16 protein-coding genes are annotated in these 17,242 nt (G+C 58.6%); 7 read left to right on the top strand and 9 right to left on the bottom strand.

Going from position 1 to position 17,242, the window contains the following annotated elements:
• Positions 1-6: 6 nt before the first annotated feature.
• A complete protein-coding gene (locus IFT99_RS04015; protein WP_065987984.1) occupies positions 7-555 on the bottom strand; it encodes a gamma carbonic anhydrase family protein in 549 nt (182 codons plus the stop codon).
• 90 nt (positions 556-645) lie between these two features.
• Here IFT99_RS04015 and prlC point away from each other — a divergent pair, with 90 nt between their 5' ends.
• Both prlC and IFT99_RS04005 read left to right on the top strand, forming a co-directional pair.
• Positions 646-2,697 carry an oligopeptidase A gene (prlC, locus tag IFT99_RS04010; RefSeq protein ID WP_192130571.1) on the top strand — a complete coding sequence of 684 codons (2,052 nt, stop codon included), beginning with the start codon at positions 646-648 and terminating at the stop codon, positions 2,695-2,697.
• Positions 2,694-2,981, top strand: a complete 288-nt coding sequence (locus tag IFT99_RS04005) for a YheV family putative zinc ribbon protein (RefSeq protein WP_065987977.1) — start codon at positions 2,694-2,696, stop codon at positions 2,979-2,981. Before prlC ends, IFT99_RS04005 begins: the two co-directional genes overlap by 4 nt.
• 62 nt (positions 2,982-3,043) lie before the next feature.
• On the opposite strand, the gene IFT99_RS04000 is transcribed toward IFT99_RS04005, so the two are convergent.
• Together IFT99_RS04000 and IFT99_RS03995 are read right to left on the bottom strand one after the other, a co-directional pair.
• The gene (locus IFT99_RS04000) at positions 3,044-4,684 is read right to left on the bottom strand and encodes a hypothetical protein (RefSeq protein WP_192130570.1); all 1,641 of its coding nucleotides are present in this window, start codon (positions 4,682-4,684) and stop codon (positions 3,044-3,046) included.
• A 187-nt stretch (positions 4,685-4,871) separates the two neighbouring features.
• Positions 4,872-5,525, bottom strand: a complete 654-nt coding sequence (locus tag IFT99_RS03995) for a dual specificity protein phosphatase family protein (protein ID WP_192130569.1) — start codon at positions 5,523-5,525, stop codon at positions 4,872-4,874.
• Between the two features lie 194 nt (positions 5,526-5,719).
• Between IFT99_RS03995 and IFT99_RS03990 the strand changes: the two genes are divergently transcribed.
• The 3 genes from IFT99_RS03990 (at position 5,720) to IFT99_RS03980 (ending at position 9,410) form a co-directional block, all read left to right on the top strand.
• Complete coding sequence (locus IFT99_RS03990) at positions 5,720-6,778, top strand: PA0069 family radical SAM protein (protein WP_192130568.1); 1,059 nt, start codon at positions 5,720-5,722, stop codon at positions 6,776-6,778.
• Positions 6,779-7,084: 306 nt separating this feature from the next.
• Positions 7,085-7,750, top strand: coding sequence for a carbonic anhydrase (locus IFT99_RS03985; protein ID WP_420793012.1), 666 nt, complete (start codon positions 7,085-7,087; stop codon positions 7,748-7,750).
• Between the two features lie 130 nt (positions 7,751-7,880).
• Positions 7,881-9,410: a SulP family inorganic anion transporter gene (locus IFT99_RS03980; protein ID WP_192130567.1), complete on the top strand. Its 1,530-nt coding sequence runs from the start codon at positions 7,881-7,883 to the stop codon at positions 9,408-9,410.
• Between the two features lie 24 nt (positions 9,411-9,434).
• On the opposite strand, the gene IFT99_RS03975 is transcribed toward IFT99_RS03980, so the two are convergent.
• Positions 9,435-10,085: a hypothetical protein gene (locus IFT99_RS03975; RefSeq protein WP_192130566.1), complete on the bottom strand. Its 651-nt coding sequence runs from the start codon at positions 10,083-10,085 to the stop codon at positions 9,435-9,437.
• 149 nt (positions 10,086-10,234) lie between these two features.
• Here IFT99_RS03975 and IFT99_RS03970 point away from each other — a divergent pair, with 149 nt between their 5' ends.
• A complete protein-coding gene (locus IFT99_RS03970; RefSeq protein WP_192130565.1) occupies positions 10,235-10,867 on the top strand; it encodes an SCO family protein in 633 nt (210 codons plus the stop codon).
• Positions 10,868-10,910: 43 nt separating this feature from the next.
• Here IFT99_RS03970 and IFT99_RS03965 read toward each other — a convergent pair whose 3' ends face one another.
• From IFT99_RS03965 to IFT99_RS03955, 3 genes are all read right to left on the bottom strand, one after another.
• Complete coding sequence (locus IFT99_RS03965; RefSeq protein ID WP_065987962.1) at positions 10,911-11,684, bottom strand: MetQ/NlpA family ABC transporter substrate-binding protein; 774 nt, start codon at positions 11,682-11,684, stop codon at positions 10,911-10,913.
• Positions 11,685-11,749: 65 nt separating this feature from the next.
• Positions 11,750-12,424, bottom strand: a complete 675-nt coding sequence (locus IFT99_RS03960; protein WP_192130564.1) for a methionine ABC transporter permease — start codon at positions 12,422-12,424, stop codon at positions 11,750-11,752.
• Entirely contained in the window at positions 12,424-13,431 is a 1,008-nt protein-coding gene (locus IFT99_RS03955; RefSeq protein ID WP_192130563.1) for a methionine ABC transporter ATP-binding protein, read from the bottom strand. The genes IFT99_RS03960 and IFT99_RS03955 overlap by 1 nt, the downstream gene beginning before the upstream one ends.
• A 382-nt stretch (positions 13,432-13,813) precedes the next feature.
• On the opposite strand from IFT99_RS03955, the gene katE reads away from it, so the two are divergent.
• On the top strand, positions 13,814-15,973 hold the full coding sequence (katE, locus tag IFT99_RS03950) for a catalase HPII (protein ID WP_192130562.1): 2,160 nt from the start codon (positions 13,814-13,816) through the stop codon (positions 15,971-15,973).
• A gap of 242 nt (positions 15,974-16,215) precedes the next feature.
• Here the strand turns inward: katE and IFT99_RS03945 are convergent, their stop codons facing one another.
• Positions 16,216-16,635, bottom strand: coding sequence for a hypothetical protein (locus IFT99_RS03945; RefSeq protein WP_192130561.1), 420 nt, complete (start codon positions 16,633-16,635; stop codon positions 16,216-16,218).
• Between the two features lie 165 nt (positions 16,636-16,800).
• Positions 16,801-17,232 (bottom strand): hypothetical protein, encoded by a 432-nt coding sequence (locus IFT99_RS03940; RefSeq protein ID WP_192130560.1) that lies wholly within the window; start codon positions 17,230-17,232, stop codon positions 16,801-16,803.
• Between the last annotated feature and the right edge of the window lie 10 nt (positions 17,233-17,242).

The following is a 17,242-nucleotide window of genomic DNA, read 5'->3' as shown; positions in this document are numbered from 1 at the left end:
GTGCTCTCAGCAGGGTTTGTCGAAGCCTTCGGCCAGGTGCTGGTCTTTCAACTTCACGTAATTGGTCGCGCTGTAGGGGAAGAAAGCGATCTCTTTCTCGGTCAGCGGGCGCATCTGCTTCACCGGACGCCCGACGTAGAGAAACCCGCTCTCCAGGCGTTTGCCGGGCGGCACCAGACTGCCCGCGCCGATGATCACCTCGTCCTCCACCACCGCACCGTCCATGATCGTGGTGCCCATGCCGATCAGAATGCGATTGCCGACGGCGCATCCGTGCAGCATGACCTTGTGGCCGATGGTGACTTCATCGCCGATCAACAGCGGGAAACCGTCGGGGTTGAACGGCCCGGCATGGGTGATGTGCAGCACACTGCCGTCCTGCACGCTGGTGCGCGCGCCGATGCGGATGCGGTGCATGTCGCCGCGGATGACCGTCAGCGGCCAGACCGAACTGTCGGCGCCGATTTCGACATCGCCGATCACAACCGCCGAATGGTCGACAAACGCCCGCTCGCCAAGGGCCGGGGTGTGGTTCTGGAACGTGCGAATGGCCACGATAGGCTCCTTCTCTGGCGCCGATAGCTGCGGTCGGCGCCGATTCTAATTAAGATGCGTGGGTGTTTCTTTTAGCCAAGGTGCCAAACCGTGAGCGCGAACAACCCTCTGTTGCAATCCTACGACCTGCCACCTTTCTCGGCGATTCGTGCCGAGCATGTAAAACCTGCCATCGAACAGATTCTCGCCGACAATCGCGCCGCGATTGCCGACATCCTCGCCAAGCAAGGTTCGCAGCCTACATGGGCTGGCCTGGTGCTGGCGATGGACGAACTCAACGATCGCCTGGGCGCCGCCTGGAGCCCGGTCAGTCACCTTAACGCCGTGTGCAACAGCGCGGAACTGCGCGAAGCCTATGAGTCTTGTCTGCCGGCCCTGAGCGCCTATTCGACAGAAATGGGCCAGAACCGCGAGCTGTTCCAGGCCTTCGAAGCCTTGGCCAACAGCCCGGAAGCGGCGAATTTCGACGTCGCCCAGAAGACCATTCTCGAGCAATCGCTGCGCGACTTCCGCCTGTCGGGCATTGATCTGCCGCCGGAGCAGCAAAAACGCTACGCCGAGGTGCAGAGCAAGCTGTCCGAGCTGGGCAGCCAGTTCTCCAACCAATTGCTCGACGCGACTCAAGCCTGGAGCAAGCACGTCACTGATGACGCCGCCCTCGCCGGCCTGACAGATTCGGCCAAAGCCCAAATGGCCGTCGCTGCCCAGGCAAAAGACCTGGAAGGCTACCTGATCACCCTCGAGTTCCCGAGCTACCACGCCGTCATGACCTATGCCGAAGACCGTGCGCTGCGTGAAGAAGTCTACGCGGCGTATTGCACCCGCGCGTCTGACCAGGGGCCGAACGCAGGCAAAAACGACAACGGTCCGATCATGGAGCAGATTCTCGATCTGCGTCAGGAACTGGCCAAACTGCTGGGTTTCGCCAGCTTCTCCGAGCTGAGTCTGGCCACCAAGATGGCTGAGTCGAGCGATCACGTTCTTAGCTTCCTCCGTGATCTGGCCAAGCGCAGCAAGCCGTTTGCCGTTCAGGATTTGCAGCAGTTGAAAGCCTATGCCGCCGAGCAAGGCTGCCCGGACCTGCAAAGCTGGGACAGCGGTTTCTATGGCGAGAAACTGCGTGAACAGCGCTACAGCGTTTCTCAGGAAGCCCTGCGCGCCTATTTCCCGGTCGACAAAGTGCTGACCGGCCTGTTCGCGATCGTACAAAAACTGTACGGCATTGAAATCGCCGAACAGAAGGGCTTCGACACCTGGCACCCGGACGTTCGCCTGTTCGAAATAAAGGAAAACGGCCAGCACGTCGGCCGCTTCTTCTTTGATCTCTACGCCCGCGCCAACAAGCGTGGCGGCGCATGGATGGACGGCGCCCGCGATCGTCGTCGCACCGCTGAAGGCACACTGCAAAGCCCGGTGGCCAATCTGGTCTGTAACTTCACCCCGGCGGTCAGCGGCAAGCCTGCGCTGCTTACCCACGATGAAGTCACCACCCTGTTCCACGAATTTGGCCACGGCCTGCATCACCTGCTGACCCGCGTCGAGCATGCGGGCGCGTCGGGCATCAATGGCGTGGCGTGGGATGCGGTCGAACTGCCTAGCCAGTTCATGGAAAACTGGTGTTGGGAGCCGGACGGCCTGGCGCTGATCTCCGGTCATTACGAAACCGGTGAACCGCTGCCTCAGGACCTGCTGGAAAAAATGCTCGCGGCGAAGAATTTTCAGTCCGGGCTGATGATGGTTCGCCAACTGGAATTCTCACTGTTCGACTTCGAGCTGCACGCTACCCACGGCGACGGCCGCACCACGCTGCAAGTGCTCGAAGCCGTGCGTGACGAGGTGTCGGTCATGCGTCCGCCCGCGTACAACCGCTTCCCGAACAGCTTCGCACACATCTTTGCCGGCGGTTATGCGGCGGGCTATTACAGCTACAAGTGGGCCGAAGTGCTATCTGCCGATGCGTTCTCCAAGTTCGAGGAAGAAGGCGTATTCAACGAGCAGACCGGCCGGGCTTTCCGTGAGGCCATCCTGGCGCGGGGCGGGTCCCAGGCGCCGATGGTGCTGTTCGTCGACTTCCGCGGACGCGAGCCTTCGATTGACGCACTCTTGCGCCATTCGGGCTTGAGTGAGGAAGCGGCAGCATGACCGAGACACCGCAGGTGATTACCAAGAAACGCTTCATCGCCGGGGCTGTCTGCCCGGCGTGCAGCGAGCCTGACAAGTTGATGATGTGGAACGAAGACGACGTGCCGCACCGTCAATGCGTGCACTGCGGTTATTCCGACACTCTTAATGCCCAGGGGCAATCGATCCCGACAGAACTTGGCACGCGAGTGAACAAGCCTGTGGTGAAGCCGGCCGATCCCAAGGTGCAGGGCGTGCAGTTCTTCCCGAATCCGAAGCTGAAGAAGCCGGTTGATCCGAGTTGACGTGATCTCTGATAAAGAAAGGGATACCTGTAATGGGTATCCCTTTTTTTTGCGTTTGCGGATTACCGGGCGCCGTTGATATAGGCGAAGGAGATTTTGCCACCGACGGCCTTGGTGTAATTCGTGACTTTAATATCGGCGTTTGAATAGCTGCTGTTGAACCCCGGGATGACTACAGGAAGAGTAATGTCGCGCAGGACCTCCACCGTCGTGCGACCCTCGTTGAAATTGCCTTGGGGATGGCCCGTGAGCGTGAAAGACGTACCCGCTTTGGCTTTGATGATGCGCGCCGACTTGATTTCGTCGTTGGAGCAGCCAAAGCTGTTGCTCTTCATCTTCATGGTGTAGCTCGAACTGAAAGGAATCACGCAGTCCAGATTCTGACTGGCGTTAGTGCCCTCGTAGAACGCCACGGATGCGTCCGAAAAGTCGGTGGGGGTCCGGCCAATGACAATGCGTGAAGTCTTGCCATCAAGCCCGTTGTTGCGGTTATAAACTGCCTGAAAGTTGCTGTTGCTCGCGTCGGACTCGAAGCTCGGGATGACCACACGCTCGCCAATTCCGATGTTGCGCTTCACGTCGATGGTGATGTGGTCGTCCTGGGTATTGCCACTGCCACTGTCGAACAACTGAATGCGGGTTCCACTGGCAACACCCGACAAGGACATCGACCTTGCCTCATCATTCTCACAACCATGAACCTTGCGATTAACCACCCCGGGGCGAACGGGAATCACGCAGACAATGTCCTGGGACCGACTGGCATTTGGACCTTCATGCAGAAAGATGCCGCCGTTGTTGAGCGCAGCGGTATAACGCTCCGCCTCACCGCTCTTGTAATTGTTGATACCAACGTAGTTGGGGACAACACCACAGTTGTCCTGGCGGCGCTTGAGGTAGGTCAGATTGTTGTCGTAGCTGGCCGAATCGAAGACGGTCGATGTGCCCGGGTGAAACTGGTTCATGAGGAACAACCGTTTCCACTGCTTGCCCGTCGAGGTGGCAACCTTTGCGGTGTTGAGGGGTAAACCGCCCCATCGCGTTGGACATGCCCAGTCATGAGTACTTTCGATGCTGCTGGCGATGTTCCCCAAGGTGTCCCAATGGTTCTGCAGCATCCAGTCCTGATCAAACATGACCGTGATCTTTTTGCCCTGAACCCAGTAGTCGCCTGCGACCTCGCGTTTGTCCGTAAACAGGAGCAAGCGGTTATTGCGTGCCGCCATCTGGTTGATCGTCGGCCAACGGTCCGCCGCGAAGTTTGCAGGGTCGAATGAAACACTCGCCAGTTCCGGCAACGTATTGAACACCTCCTGCAAATGCTCCCGCTTAACGTACGTTTCAAGGAACAGCGTCACCACCTCCCCTGGATTCCTCTGGAGGAAAGGCAGGAACTCTTTTTTTAAATGGGCAGATAACGGTCCATAGCAGGCAATTTGCTGATGGCACACTTTGATACGTTCTTCGGGGCGAGGGTTTGAACCTTCCACATAGAGATCAAGCATGAAACCCCGGACACCATCATTGAGCTGGGCCGGCATCTCCTTCAGGTTCTGGTTGATCTTTTCATAGGAATTGTGGGTGGTGACCCAGCTGTATTCGTTGAATGGTTTGTTTCGTGAGTCGAGCGTCGTCGCGTATGCGTCAAGTGTGCCGATGCTCAAGAGCGTCGCCAGCGCGCACGTCGAGTAATTAAATGTCATTGTCGAAATCCTTTTCGATAGGGTGTTTCCGGTAAGCGTTGATTGCCTCCATGCCGTGATTGGCACCTGCTGAGTAGTAGTTGTGTTTTGCGTCAGTGCAAACGTTGCGCTGTTCAGGTGTATTGCAAGATGCAAAGGCGTTGAGAGCAATCAGGCACCGTTGATTGCCAACGGAGGGGGCATACCCTTAGTTGATCATGCCCACTTTGTGAGACAACCCTTTGATGGCACAAAGGGCAAATACGCTCGTGCTGCACGCACCGCTGTCCATCGCTGACTTCAACGCCGCCACGTCGACAGTGTTGATGTAGGCAATTCCCCGCTTGAGGCTGTCTTGGTCGCCGTAGCCGCCGTGTTGCATCTCATCGAGGGCTGCCTGCTTGCTCCAGCCCTGAGCAACGATGCGGTACATCGCTGCCACCAGACCGGTCCGGTCCAGGCCATGCTTGCAGTGAATCAGTACCGGCCCTTTTTGCTGCGCGGCCTGGATAGCCCTCAGGCTTTCAATCACATCGGCATCGTCGATGTGCACCACCTGCAGCGGAATCTGCACCTGCTCGACGGACGTGTCGGATAGCCATTTACTGTCACTTTCCTTGAGGAAGTTGATCACTGTGTGCACGCCAAGCTGCTGCAGAAGCGGCTGTACTGCAGCGTCCGGCTGGCGACTGCGATAAAGCGTTGGCGTGATCTGGTAGAGGTTGTAGTGCGCATCCACGAGTTGCGCCCACTGCGCCGGGCGTGATGATTGCGCCGGTGAAGAATCGTCGGCTCGAGCGAGGGAGGCAGATGACACCGCCAGTAGCAGGGCGAGTTGAGCAGCAAGCGGGCGAAGGCGCATGGAAGACGTACCGTGGAAACCAGCCATTTATCGATGGGGCAAGTTTTCGCTGCTTTGGGTCAAGGCGCTGTGAGGCGCGTGTCAAAAGTTGGTGAAAGCCGTTGATCGGTGCCGGGGTTTTTTTCAGGGTCTGAGCGTGAGGGAAATAGGTATTTCGCGATACTGTATGCATAACCAGTTATCAAGGAGCCGTCATGTCCATTCAGTTGCCCCCACGCGGGCGCGGCACCGCGACCAACCCGCATAACCGCTTCGCGCCCAACCGATCCGTGGTCGAAGACGACGGCTGGTATCAGGAAGTGCCGCTGACCCAGGGCACCACCGTTACGATGGAAACCGCCAAGAGCATCATCGCGCGCAACTCATCGCCCGACATCCCTTTCGACCGCTCGATCAATCCGTATCGGGGATGTGAACACGGTTGTATTTACTGCTACGCCCGGCCGAGCCACGCCTACTGGGACATGTCGCCGGGGCTGGACTTCGAAACCAGACTGATCGCCAAAACCAATGCGGCTGCCCTGCTGGAGCAGCAGCTGTCCAAGCCAGGCTATAGCGTCGCACCGATCACCCTGGGCGCGAATACCGATCCGTATCAGCCCATCGAGCGCGAATACACATTGAGCCGGGCGACGCTGGAAGTGCTGCTGCGCTATCGCCATCCGGTGACGATCATCACCAAGGGCTCGCTGATTCTGCGGGATCTGGACCTGCTGGCCGAGCTGGCGAAGCTGCGGCTGGTATCAGTGTTCATCAGCCTCACGACGCTGGACGATGAGCTCAAGCGCATCCTTGAACCCCGTGCTGCGGCACCCAGGGCCAGGCTGCGGGCGATTCGGGTCTTGCGCGACGCCGGTATTCCGGTGGGCGTCTTGCTGGCGCCGATGATCCCGATGATCAATGACATGGAGCTGGAGAAGTTGATGGCCGAGGCCAAGGCCGCCGGTGCATTGAGTGCGAGCTACGTGATGCTGCGCCTGCCGATGGAGGTTGCGCCGCTGTTCGAAGAGTGGCTCCAGGCGCATTATCCGCAGAGGGCCGAGCATGTAATGAGTCTGGTACGGCAGAGCCGCGGCGGGGAGGTGTACGACAGCCGCTTTGGCTCGCGAATGCGCGGTGAGGGGGTGTTCGCTGAACTGCTGGCCCAGCGTTACAGTCTCGCGATCAAGAAGCACGGCTTGAACCGGCGGGAAAGTTTTCAGCTGGACTGCACCGCGTTTTGCCCGCCTGGCGGTCAGATGTCGCTGTTGTGACTTGAGCGGCGTCTTAAGGGTGTTGCGCCACGACAGGCGCTTGCGCTTTAGATTTTCTAACGCAAGAGCCCCGATCTAGAGCCACGCATTCAGTTTCAATTAAGTTTGCGTCGTTAAGGTGAGTCGGAAGTGACCGATTGGTCTTGTAGGAAAATTAACGCAAGAAGACCAGAAAAAAGTGGGTCATCCACAGGATTCGCCGGAAAATCCACTTAAATCCGTCAGAGAGGATGAAACATGAGTGACCAGGATAAGCAGCCTCAGGCTGCGACGACAGGCGTAACGCCTCAGGTGGAAACCGCCGAAATGGCGTTGAAGCAGATCGTTGATGGCTTCAAGCATTTCCGTCATGACGTCTTCCCTCAGCAGGAAGAACTGTTCAAGAAACTCGCCACCGCCCAACATCCCCGGGCCATGTTCATCACCTGCGCCGACTCGCGCATCGTCCCGGAACTCATCACCCAAAGCTCCCCGGGCGACCTGTTCGTCACCCGTAACGTGGGCAACGTCGTCCCGCCGTACGGCCCCATGAATGGCGGCGTTTCTACCGCTATCGAATACGCCGTACTGGCTTTGGGCGTGCAGCACATCATTGTCTGCGGCCACTCCGATTGCGGGGCCATGCGCGCCGTTCTCAACCCCGACACGCTGGAAAAAATGCCGACGGTCAAAGCCTGGCTGCGCCATGCGGAGGTCGCCAAGACCGTTGTGCAGGACAACTGCAATTGCACTGGTGAGCATGAAACCATGCACGTGCTCACCGAAGAAAACGTCATCGCGCAGCTGCAACACTTGCGCACGCACCCCTCCGTGGCGTCCAAGCTGGCCAGCGGTCAGTTGTTCATCCATGGCTGGGTCTACGACATCGAAACCAGCGAAATCCGCGCTTACGATGCCGAGCAGGACTGCTTCCTGGCGCTGGATGGCGACCACCCGGTGCCCATGGCGTCGATCCCCCGCGGGCGATATTGATCGCCGGCTGACCCGCTGCGCCTGAGCGCAGCGGCGTTGGCCCTGACGGTTCCACCTCATACAAGCTCGTAGCGGCCGCACATAGCGCGTGCCGCCGGGCGTCGTCACGTCTGAATTCCGGAGAGTCGTCATGGCTACTACTGATCTGAAAGCGTTGTTACCACGGGAGCTGCTGGCTTCCGTGGTGGTTTTTCTGGTGGCCCTGCCTTTGTGCATGGGAATCGCCATCGCGTCCGGCATGCCGCCGTCAAAAGGTTTGATCACCGGCATCATTGGCGGCTTGGTAGTGGGGTGGCTGGCCGGTTCGCCGCTTCAGGTCAGCGGCCCGGCGGCAGGTCTGGCAGTGCTGGTGTTCGAGCTGGTCCGTGAACACGGTATGGCCATGCTCGGGCCGATTCTGCTGCTCGCCGGTGCGCTGCAATTGCTGGCTGGACGCTTGAAGCTCGGTTGCTGGTTTCGTGTGACGGCGCCTGCGGTGGTGTACGGCATGCTCGCGGGCATCGGCGTGCTGATCGTGCTCTCCCAGGTCCACGTTATGTTCGACAGTGGTCCCAAGCCTTCCGGGCTCGATAATCTCGTGGCGTTCCCGCAGACCCTCATGGGTGCGATGGGAATGGGCAGCGCCATGCAGGCCGGCCTGCTCGGGCTGGGCACCATCGCCGTGATGTGGCTGTGGGAAAAGCGTCGGCCCCATGCACTTCGGTTCGTACCGGGCGCGTTGCTCGGCGTCGGCATTGCGACGGTGGTGAGTCTGGTGATGAGCTTGCAGGTCAAGCGCGTCGAGGTTCCAGCCAATCTTGCAGAGGCCATCGACTGGCTGCGCCCCGCAGACCTGCTGAACCTGGCTGACCCTGCCATCCTGATCGCGGCGATTGCCGTGGCTTTCATTGCCAGCGCTGAAACCCTGTTGTCGGCAGCGGCGGTGGATCGGATGCATGACGGCCAGCGGTCGGACTTCGACAAAGAGCTCAGCGCCCAGGGTGTGGGTAACATGTTGTGCGGTCTGGTCGGCGCGCTGCCGATGACGGGCGTGATCGTGCGCAGTTCGGCCAACGTTCAGGCCGGTGCCAAGACGCGGCTGTCGGCAATGTTCCACGGTTTGTGGCTGCTGGCATTCGTGCTGTTGCTGTCCAGTGTGCTGCAAAGTATTCCTGTGGCGAGCCTGGCAGGCGTGCTGGTCTACACCGGCGTGAAGCTGGTGAATGTTCAAGCGCTCAAGGGGCTGGGGCGCTATGGCCGCATGCCGATGTTCATCTATGGCGCGACCGCCGGCGCGATTGTCCTGACCGACCTGCTGACGGGTGTGTTGATCGGCTTTGGCCTGACCCTGGTGAAGCTGGCGCTGAATGCATCGCGATTGAAGATCAATCTCGTCGATCTGCCAGCCGAGGGGGAGATGGAGCTGCGCCTGAATGGTTCGGCCACGTTCCTCAAGGTGCCGGCCCTGACCCAGACGCTGGAAACCGTGCCCCCTGGCACCACGTTGCATGTGCCGCTGGGCAACCTGACCTACATCGACCATTCCTGCCTGGAACTGCTGGAGGAGTGGGGTCGCGCCAATGCAGCGCAGGGCTCGCGTTTATTGCTGGAGCAGCGGCTGCTCAAGCGTCGCGTGGAGGGAAGGATCCGCACGTCGATTGGAGGAACAGCGCTGCATTAAGGTCCGCGCGAGGGGCGTGCGGGATCAGTCTTTCCCGCACTCCATCTCCAGCCCCACGCCCAACTGGCGTGACAGGCTGGGCCAGCGTTTCCATGCTGCTTCGGTGTCCGGGCTGGCGAGGCGCTCGCGGTAGGCTTCCACCGACTCCAGGGAGAAGCTGTCGTCGTCGAGCATCTCGTCGATGGCGTGATGCACCACTTCGTCGAGCTGATTGGCGAAGGCCTCGCCGATCAGCTGGTGGGCGATGACGCTGGCCACGGTGGTATTCATGGGTATCAGCGGCTGGCCGAAGTGCTTGATGTACAGATCGTTCACTTCTTCCACCAGCCGGTGGGCCAGGTAAGCTTCGTCCAGCAACCCATCCAGCCCTTCGTGGCCCGCCATGATGGCCGGCGGCGCCGTGAAGAATTGCTCGGCGATTTTCAGGACCGGTCTGATCTGGCTATCGATTCCGGCCTGCAACGCGACGTCATGGGCAGCGTCCAGCAGGTCCGGAACCTGACCAATGTAGGCAATGACAAAGCGCGTCAGTACGCCTCGCGCGTCTACGTCAGGCAGGTGAATGGACGGGTGGAGATGAGGAAGTTGCGACTCCAACTGGCGCGAAAGCTGACCGGATTGGGCTTCGTGTTCCTGAGCTCGGGTGATCTGCTCGCGCAATGCGGCGGTGTTCATGGATGCTCCATAGGCAGTGAAACCAGGCGGTCATTATAGGGAATTCATACATTAGCCTGCTCACGAATGGCCCTAAGACGTAATTGTCATAACAGCTTCATGCTTATGTGCATAATCGCGCGCTCGTGGACTATCAATGTGCTGAACTCATGACCCGAACCCAACAAACCGTTTTCATCCTTGCCGCCATCGTGGCGCTGGTGCTGGGTCTGACCGTCTTCCGGGTGTTGTCCGGCACGGATCAGGGCGATCAGACCGCGCTTAACGACGCGGGCATCATCCTTCTCCCGCAGAGCCGCACTGTGCCTGATCTCTCGTTCACCGATCAGGACGGTCAACCCTTTCCATTGAGCCAGTTGAAGGGTCAATGGACGGTGCTGTTCTTCGGCTACACCTTCTGCCCGGACATCTGCCCGACCACCCTCGCCCAGCTTCGTCAGATCAAAAGCGAGCTGCCCCCTGAGACCGTCGACAAGCTGCGCATCGTGCTGGTCAGCGTTGATCCTGATCGCGACACGCCGCAACAGCTCAAGCAATACCTGGGTTATTTCGACAAGGGGTTCGTCGGCTTGAGGGCGCCGGTCGATACGCTGAAGAACCTGGCGAATGCGGTGAGCATCCCGTACATCCCGGCGGACACCAGTAAGCCGGGCTATACGGTCGACCACAGCGGCAACCTGGCCCTCCTCGGCCCTGACGGCACCCAGCGCGGGTTCATCCGCGCGCCGCTGAACAGCCAGAAGCTGGTAGCGCAGTTGCCGGGGCTGGTTGAGAGGAAGTAAGGACTGATCTCGGCGTTGCGCCGAGATCATGGGCGTGTGGCGATCAGAATGCCGGGACCACGGCGCCTTTGTACTTCTCAACGATGAACGCCTTGGTTTCCGGGCTGTGCAGCGCGGCGACCAGTTTCTGGATGGCCGGGGCATCCTTGTTGTCCTCGCGGGTCACCAGGATGTTCGCGTAAGGCGACTCCGCCCCTTCGATGATCAGCGCATCCTTGGTCGGATCAAGTTTGGCAGTCAGGGCGTAGTTGGTGTTGATCAGCGCCAGGTCCACCTGCGTCAGTACGCGTGGCAGGGTCGCCGCTTCCAGCTCGCGGAACTTCAGGTTCTTCGGGTTCTGCTGCACGTCGCTTGGCTTGGCGGTGATGCTGGTCGGATCCTTCAGGGTGATCAGACCGGCCTTGACCAGCAGTAACAAGGCACGGCCCTCGTTGGTGGCGTCATTCGGGATGGCCACGTTAGCGCCATCCGGCAGCTCGGCCAGACTCTTGAGCTTGTCCGAGTAAGCGCCAAACGGCTCGATGTGAACCTTGGCCACACTCACCAGATGGGTACCCTTGCCCTTGTTGAACTCATCCAGATACGGCTGATGCTGGAAGAAGTTGGCGTCCATGCGGTTCTGATCGACCTGCACGTTTGGCTGAATGTAATCGTTGAAGACCTTCACGTTCAGCGTCACGCCCTCTTTCGCCAGCATCGGCTTCACGAACTCGAGAATCTCGGCATGGGGCACGGCGGAGGCCGCAACGGTCAAGGTCTCATCGGCATGGGCAGACAGCGCCGCCACGGCAGCGAATACAGCCAACAACTTCTTCATTTCTACTACTCCTGAAATGCACGCGCAGTCGCATGCATCTGCCGGTCAGTGACCGGCGAATTCGGTTAACGGTGTGAAAAATGCGCGACCATTCTGTCGCCGACGGTTTGCAGGATCTGCACAAGCACCAGCAGCAATACGACCGTTACAAACATCACATCGTTCTGGAAGCGTTGGTAACCATAGCGAATCGCCAGATCGCCCAGGCCACCGGCACCGACCGCACCGGCCATGGCCGTGAACGACACCAGCGCAATTGCGGTCACGGTGATTGCCGCGAGGATGCCCGGCCGTGCTTCAGGCAACAGCGCCTTGATCACGATCTGCCGGGTCGTCGCGCCCATCGCCTGAGTGGCCTCGATGATGCCGCGGTCCACTTCCCGCAGCGCGGTTTCCACCAGGCGCGCGAAGAATGGCGTGGCGCCTGCGATCAACGGTGGCAGCGTGCCAAGAATGCCCAGCGAGGTGCCGGTGATGATTTCCGTCAGCGGCATCATCACGATCAGCAGGATGATGAACGGCAACGCCCGCAGCATGTTCACGATCAAGCCGACGGTGGTGTAGACCGGCTTGTTCTCGAGCAACTGACGCGGCGAGGTCAGGAACATCAGCACGCCCAGCGGCAAGCCCAGCAGAACAGTGAAGGCGAGCGAGACGCCAAGCATGATCAGGGTGTCGCCGGTCGCCAGCCAGATTTCGTACCAGTCGACGTTGGAAAACAGGTTGAGAAAAGTGTCCATCAGCGCAGGACCTCCATATGAACGTCGGCTGCGGTGAAGCGGGCAAACGCGGCGTCCATGTCACCACCGGTGATGGCCAGCGTCAGTTGCCCGTAAGGCGTGTCTTTGATGCGGTCGATACGACCGGCCAGAATGCTGTAGTCCACGCCGGTTTCCCGCGCGACCGTTCCCAGCAATGGCGCGTAGGTCGCTTCGCCCTGAAACGTCAGGCGCACGATGCGGCCCTGAACATGGGCGAAATCACTGTTCACCTGGTTTTCGTCGACCTCTTCGTCTTCCTGGACAAAGCGGCGCGTGGTCGGGTGCTTGGGGTGCAGAAACACATCGGCCACGGCGCCCTGTTCGACGATCACGCCCGCATCCATGACGGCCACCTGATCGCAGACGCGACGGATCACGTCCATTTCGTGGGTGATCAGCACGATGGTCAGCTTCAGTTCGCGATTGATCTCGGCCAACAGCTGCAACACCGAGGCCGTGGTTTGCGGGTCCAGGGCGCTGGTGGCCTCGTCGCACAGCAGAATCTTCGGCTTGGTTGCCAGCGCGCGGGCGATGCCAACGCGTTGCTTCTGACCGCCGGACAATTGCGCTGGGTACTTTTTGGCGTGATCGGAAAGACCCACGCGGGCGAGCAACTCGGCCACGCGCTGATCGATCTGCGCGCGGGACATGTCCCCGGCCAGCGTCAGCGGCATGGCGACGTTGTCGGCGACCGTCTTGGACGACAGCAGATTGAAGTGCTGGAAGATCATGCCGACCTGACGGCGGAAGCCGCGCAGACCCTCGGCGTCCAGTGCGGTGACGTCGACGTCATCGACCAGAATCTGGCCGCCACTCGGCGCTTCAAGGCGGTTGATCAAGCGCAGCATGGTGCTTTTACCGGCGCCGGAGTGGCCAATCAGGCCAAACACCTGGCCATTTTCGATGCGCAGGCTGGTGGGGTGCAGCGCGGGAATTTCCCGGTCGGCGACCCGATAGGTTTTGTGGACGTTCTGGAACTCGATCACGGAGCGAACCTTGTGGGGCGCGTTGAAAAATCAGCGTGGAGACTTATGCCTTCATCACGCTGCTGAGCGATGCCATTTCGGCTTCGGCTGGGTAAACCGGGCGCGCATTTTAGCCTGTCGAATCCGGATTGGGCCCAGCCTTCTTATCATTTATTTCACACTGCACCTGCCGAACGGTCATATGCACAGCCGACTGTCGGGCTGACGAAGGAAATCGATGAATCCGAAAAACAAACGGAACGGCTGATTTCATCGTCAGTCACTTACTTAGCGCCTGAATAATGCCTGACCTCGTGTCAGGTGTTGCCGCCTGCGAGCTCCTGCTGCCTCCACACCATGGAACGCCGAACAGGGAGCCGTCCGAACCGAGGAGTTTTGTCTGATGAGTAAGAACACCAATCCGCCTGTCAGCGCCACCGCCAACAGTGAACTGGCTGGCACTGACACGCTGGATCGTGGCAATACCAACGCCAAGATCGAAAGCCTTGAAACCTTCCGCTCCGACGCCACCGGCGAGGCTTTGCGTACCAATCAGGGCGTAAAGATCTCCGACAACCAAAACACGCTGAAAGTCGGCTCGCGCGGCCCGTCGCTGCTTGAAGACTTCATCATGCGCGAGAAGATTACCCACTTCGACCACGAACGTATCCCGGAGCGTATCGTCCACGCGCGCGGTACTGCGGCTCACGGTTACTTCCAGACCTATGAAAACCATTCGGCGCTTTCCAAAGCCGAATTCCTTCGTGACCCGGGCAAGAAAACCCCGGTCTTCGTACGCTTCTCCACGGTTCAAGGCCCACGCGGCTCCGGCGATACCGTGCGTGACGTACGTGGTTTCGCGGTCAAGTTCTACACCGGCGAAGGTAACTACGACCTGGTCGGTAACAACATGCCGGTGTTCTTCATTCAAGACGCCATCAAGTTCCCCGATTTCGTACACGCGGTGAAGCCAGAGCCACACAACGAAATCCCTACGGGCGGCTCGGCCCACGACACCTTCTGGGACTTCGTATCCCTAGTGCCGGAATCCGCGCACATGGTGCTGTGGACCATGTCCGACCGTGCGATTCCGAAAAGCCTGCGCTCTATGCAGGGTTTCGGCATTCACACGTTCCGCATGATCAACACCGAAGGTAAATCCACGTTCGTTAAATTCCACTGGAAGCCTAAGTACGGTACTTGCTCCCTGGTGTGGGATGAGGCCCAGAAGCTCGCGGGCAAGGACACCGACTTCCACCGCCGCGACCTGTGGGAGTCCATCGAGATGGGCGACTACCCGGAATGGGAACTGGGCGTTCAGATCGTTGCCGAGGAAGACGAGCACAAGTTCGACTTTGACATTCTGGACCCGACCAAAATCATTCCGGAAGAGCTGGTGCCGGTAACACCGCTGGGCAAGATGGTGCTCAACCGTAACCCGGACAACTACTTCGCCGAGACCGAGCAGGTTGCGTTCTGCCCAGGCCACGTCGTGCCGGGTATCGACTTCTCCAATGATCCGCTGCTGCAAGGTCGGCTGTTTTCCTATACCGATACGCAGATCAGCCGACTGGGTGGGCCGAACTTCCACGAGATCCCGATCAACCGTCCGGTCTCGCCGAACCACAACAACCAGCGTGATGCTCAGCATCGCACTACCATCGACAAGGGTCGCGCTTCCTACGAGCCGAACTCCATCGACGGCGGCTGGCCGAAAGAAACCCCTGCAGGTCGGGAGGATGGCGGTTTCGAGACGTATCCAGAACGCATCGAAGCGCACAAAGTGCGTGAGCGCAGCCCGTCGTTTGGCGATCACTTCACCCAAGCCACGCTGTTCTTCAACAGCATGAGCGAGCACGAGAAAGAGCACATCATCGCGGCGTACAGCTTCGAGTTGGGCAAGGTGGAGCGTGAGCACATTCGCGCCCGTCAGGTGAACGAGATTCTCGCGAATATCGACCTCACCCTGGCCGCACGTGTGGCTGAAAATCTTGGCTTGCCGGCGCCGAAAGCCGCTACCGTCAAGGCGCAAGGCAACGGCAAGTTGAGCGTCGACAGCTCGCCTCTGCTGAGCCAGGCGAACCTGCTGCCTGCTGACATTGCTTCGCGCAAAGTCGCTATCCTCGTCGCGAACGGTGTTGACGACAAAGCTGTAGCGACGATGAAATCGGCGCTGGAAGCCAAAGGCGCACACGCCAAGGTGCTGGGTCCTACCTCCGCGCCGGTCAAAACCGCGAGTGGCGCGTCCCTGGCAGTGGATGCTTCGATGGAAGGTTTGCCATCGGTCGCGTTCGACGCTGTGTTCATCCCGGGCGGCGAAGCTTCGATCAAGGCCCTGAGCGGCGATGGCGTGGCACTGCACTACGTGCTTGAGGCGTACAAGCACCTCAAAGCCATCGCCTACGCGGGCGACGCGCAGAAATTGATCGACCTGCTGCGACTGGAAGCCGATGCCGGCTTGCTGACCGTTTCAGACAGCGCCTCGTTCAAGGCGTTCTTCGATGCGATTCAGCAGCACCGCGTTTGGGCTCGTGAGCCGAAAGCGAAGGCAATTCCTGCGTAATTTGCAGGAGTAGCGCGTAACAAAAAGGCGTTGCCCGCGAGGGCGACGCCTTTTCTTTTGATCAAAAATCGATCAGAGCTGAGCGGGTTTCAACACGATCTTCGCGGGTTCGGTGCGCTCGATTTCGCGCTGCATCTGCAACTCGAAATCGGGGTTGATCTTCGTGACACGTTTTAGTGCGTGCCCCGGCGGTATTGCCAGCTTAACTCGAAGAGGGTTTTCCCTTTGGTTCCTCAGGCAAGCTATCGCTGCTGAAACTCGAAGTGCTCCGCCATTATAGTTATGGCAGTTCTAGTGTTTTTACCCATGAACCCGAGCACTTCGATGAACCATGATAATGATTCCCCTAAACTACCAACTTTGTCTTCATCAATTGATAGCAAGCAAATTGCCAGTCTGGCCATTAATACTTGGGGATCCCTCAGCTCCCTACTTTCTCCTCGAGAGTCGATGTAGCTCCACCACGCGATGGCTTCAGCTCTACACTGCTCGCTTGTGCACCTTCCAGCGATATAGCCTTCAACAAAGTGCACCGGGTTTCTTTCCCATCCGGCATACTCGATTTCTAAAGAACTCAGGACTTTAATCATGTAAGAAACGTAGTGCCTTTGTGCAGCCAAATTATCTTTGGGCCAAATAATAGAATTAATTGATAGACTCATTCACCAACTCCGAAATAGCCCAAAAGTTCGCGACACGAGCCACACGCTTTTTTGGGCGTTTTGTGTCCTTCTCCAGACACTCCAATGTTCACTGGTCGACTACTTGCCAGATTAAAGGGGTTTTTCCCCTTAGAGTCCCAGGGGGGGCGTGCAACTTACTACTATCTATCGATATTCAAAATATTTTATCATCATGTCATTTGGTATTTTCGTATCCACCTCCAAGAACTCAAGCACCTCAAAGAACCATGACAGATTATCTCCTAGCTCCGAACTATTGGTCTCGTCGTAATAAAGAAGACAGATAGCAAGTCTTGCCATTAATACATTGCGCTCCCGGAAGTCACGCACTGCTGCTGGAGTATCAATGATTGACCACCAAGCTGGAGCATTAGCCGTGAGCTTTTCAACAGGGATGCTGTCTTCAATGTAGTCCTTTATCAACTGCAGCGGATTGTTTTCGCCGTCGGGAAAAGAGATTCCCAATGCTTCCAAAACGCTGACAAAAAAACCAAGCTGATGCTTAAATGCATCAATATCGTCGGTAGGTCGAACAATCGAGTTGGTGCTGTATTTTTTTAAATTTTCGCGGTTCATATTTTAACTT

Origin of the sequence: Pseudomonas sp. CFBP 8772 (assembly GCF_014841665.1) — a bacterium.
Taxonomy (GTDB): domain Bacteria; phylum Pseudomonadota; class Gammaproteobacteria; order Pseudomonadales; family Pseudomonadaceae; genus Aquipseudomonas; species Aquipseudomonas graminis_B.
This window is presented reverse-complemented; position numbering and strand designations above follow the sequence as displayed.

Bases quoted from the DNA above. Each gene is read 5' to 3' on its own strand.
- katE (WP_192130562.1), top strand. From the start codon at position 13,814: ATGAGTAAGAACACCAATCCGCCTGTCAGCGCCACCGCCAACAGTGAA.
- IFT99_RS03990 (WP_192130568.1), top strand. From the start codon at position 5,720: ATGTCCATTCAGTTGCCCCCACGCGGGCGCGGCACCGCGACCAACCCG.
- IFT99_RS03980 (WP_192130567.1), top strand. From the start codon at position 7,881: ATGGCTACTACTGATCTGAAAGCGTTGTTACCACGGGAGCTGCTGGCT.
- IFT99_RS03995 (WP_192130569.1), bottom strand. From the start codon at position 5,525: ATGCGCCTTCGCCCGCTTGCTGCTCAACTCGCCCTGCTACTGGCGGTG.
- IFT99_RS03985 (WP_420793012.1), top strand. From the start codon at position 7,085: ATGGCGTTGAAGCAGATCGTTGATGGCTTCAAGCATTTCCGTCATGAC.
- IFT99_RS04005 (WP_065987977.1), top strand. From the start codon at position 2,694: ATGACCGAGACACCGCAGGTGATTACCAAGAAACGCTTCATCGCCGGG.
- IFT99_RS03960 (WP_192130564.1), bottom strand. From the start codon at position 12,424: ATGGACACTTTTCTCAACCTGTTTTCCAACGTCGACTGGTACGAAATC.
- IFT99_RS03970 (WP_192130565.1), top strand. From the start codon at position 10,235: ATGACCCGAACCCAACAAACCGTTTTCATCCTTGCCGCCATCGTGGCG.
- IFT99_RS03940 (WP_192130560.1), bottom strand. From the start codon at position 17,232: ATGAACCGCGAAAATTTAAAAAAATACAGCACCAACTCGATTGTTCGA.
- IFT99_RS03965 (WP_065987962.1), bottom strand. From the start codon at position 11,684: ATGAAGAAGTTGTTGGCTGTATTCGCTGCCGTGGCGGCGCTGTCTGCC.
- IFT99_RS03975 (WP_192130566.1), bottom strand. From the start codon at position 10,085: ATGAACACCGCCGCATTGCGCGAGCAGATCACCCGAGCTCAGGAACAC.
- IFT99_RS03945 (WP_192130561.1), bottom strand. From the start codon at position 16,635: ATGAGTCTATCAATTAATTCTATTATTTGGCCCAAAGATAATTTGGCT.
- IFT99_RS04000 (WP_192130570.1), bottom strand. From the start codon at position 4,684: ATGACATTTAATTACTCGACGTGCGCGCTGGCGACGCTCTTGAGCATC.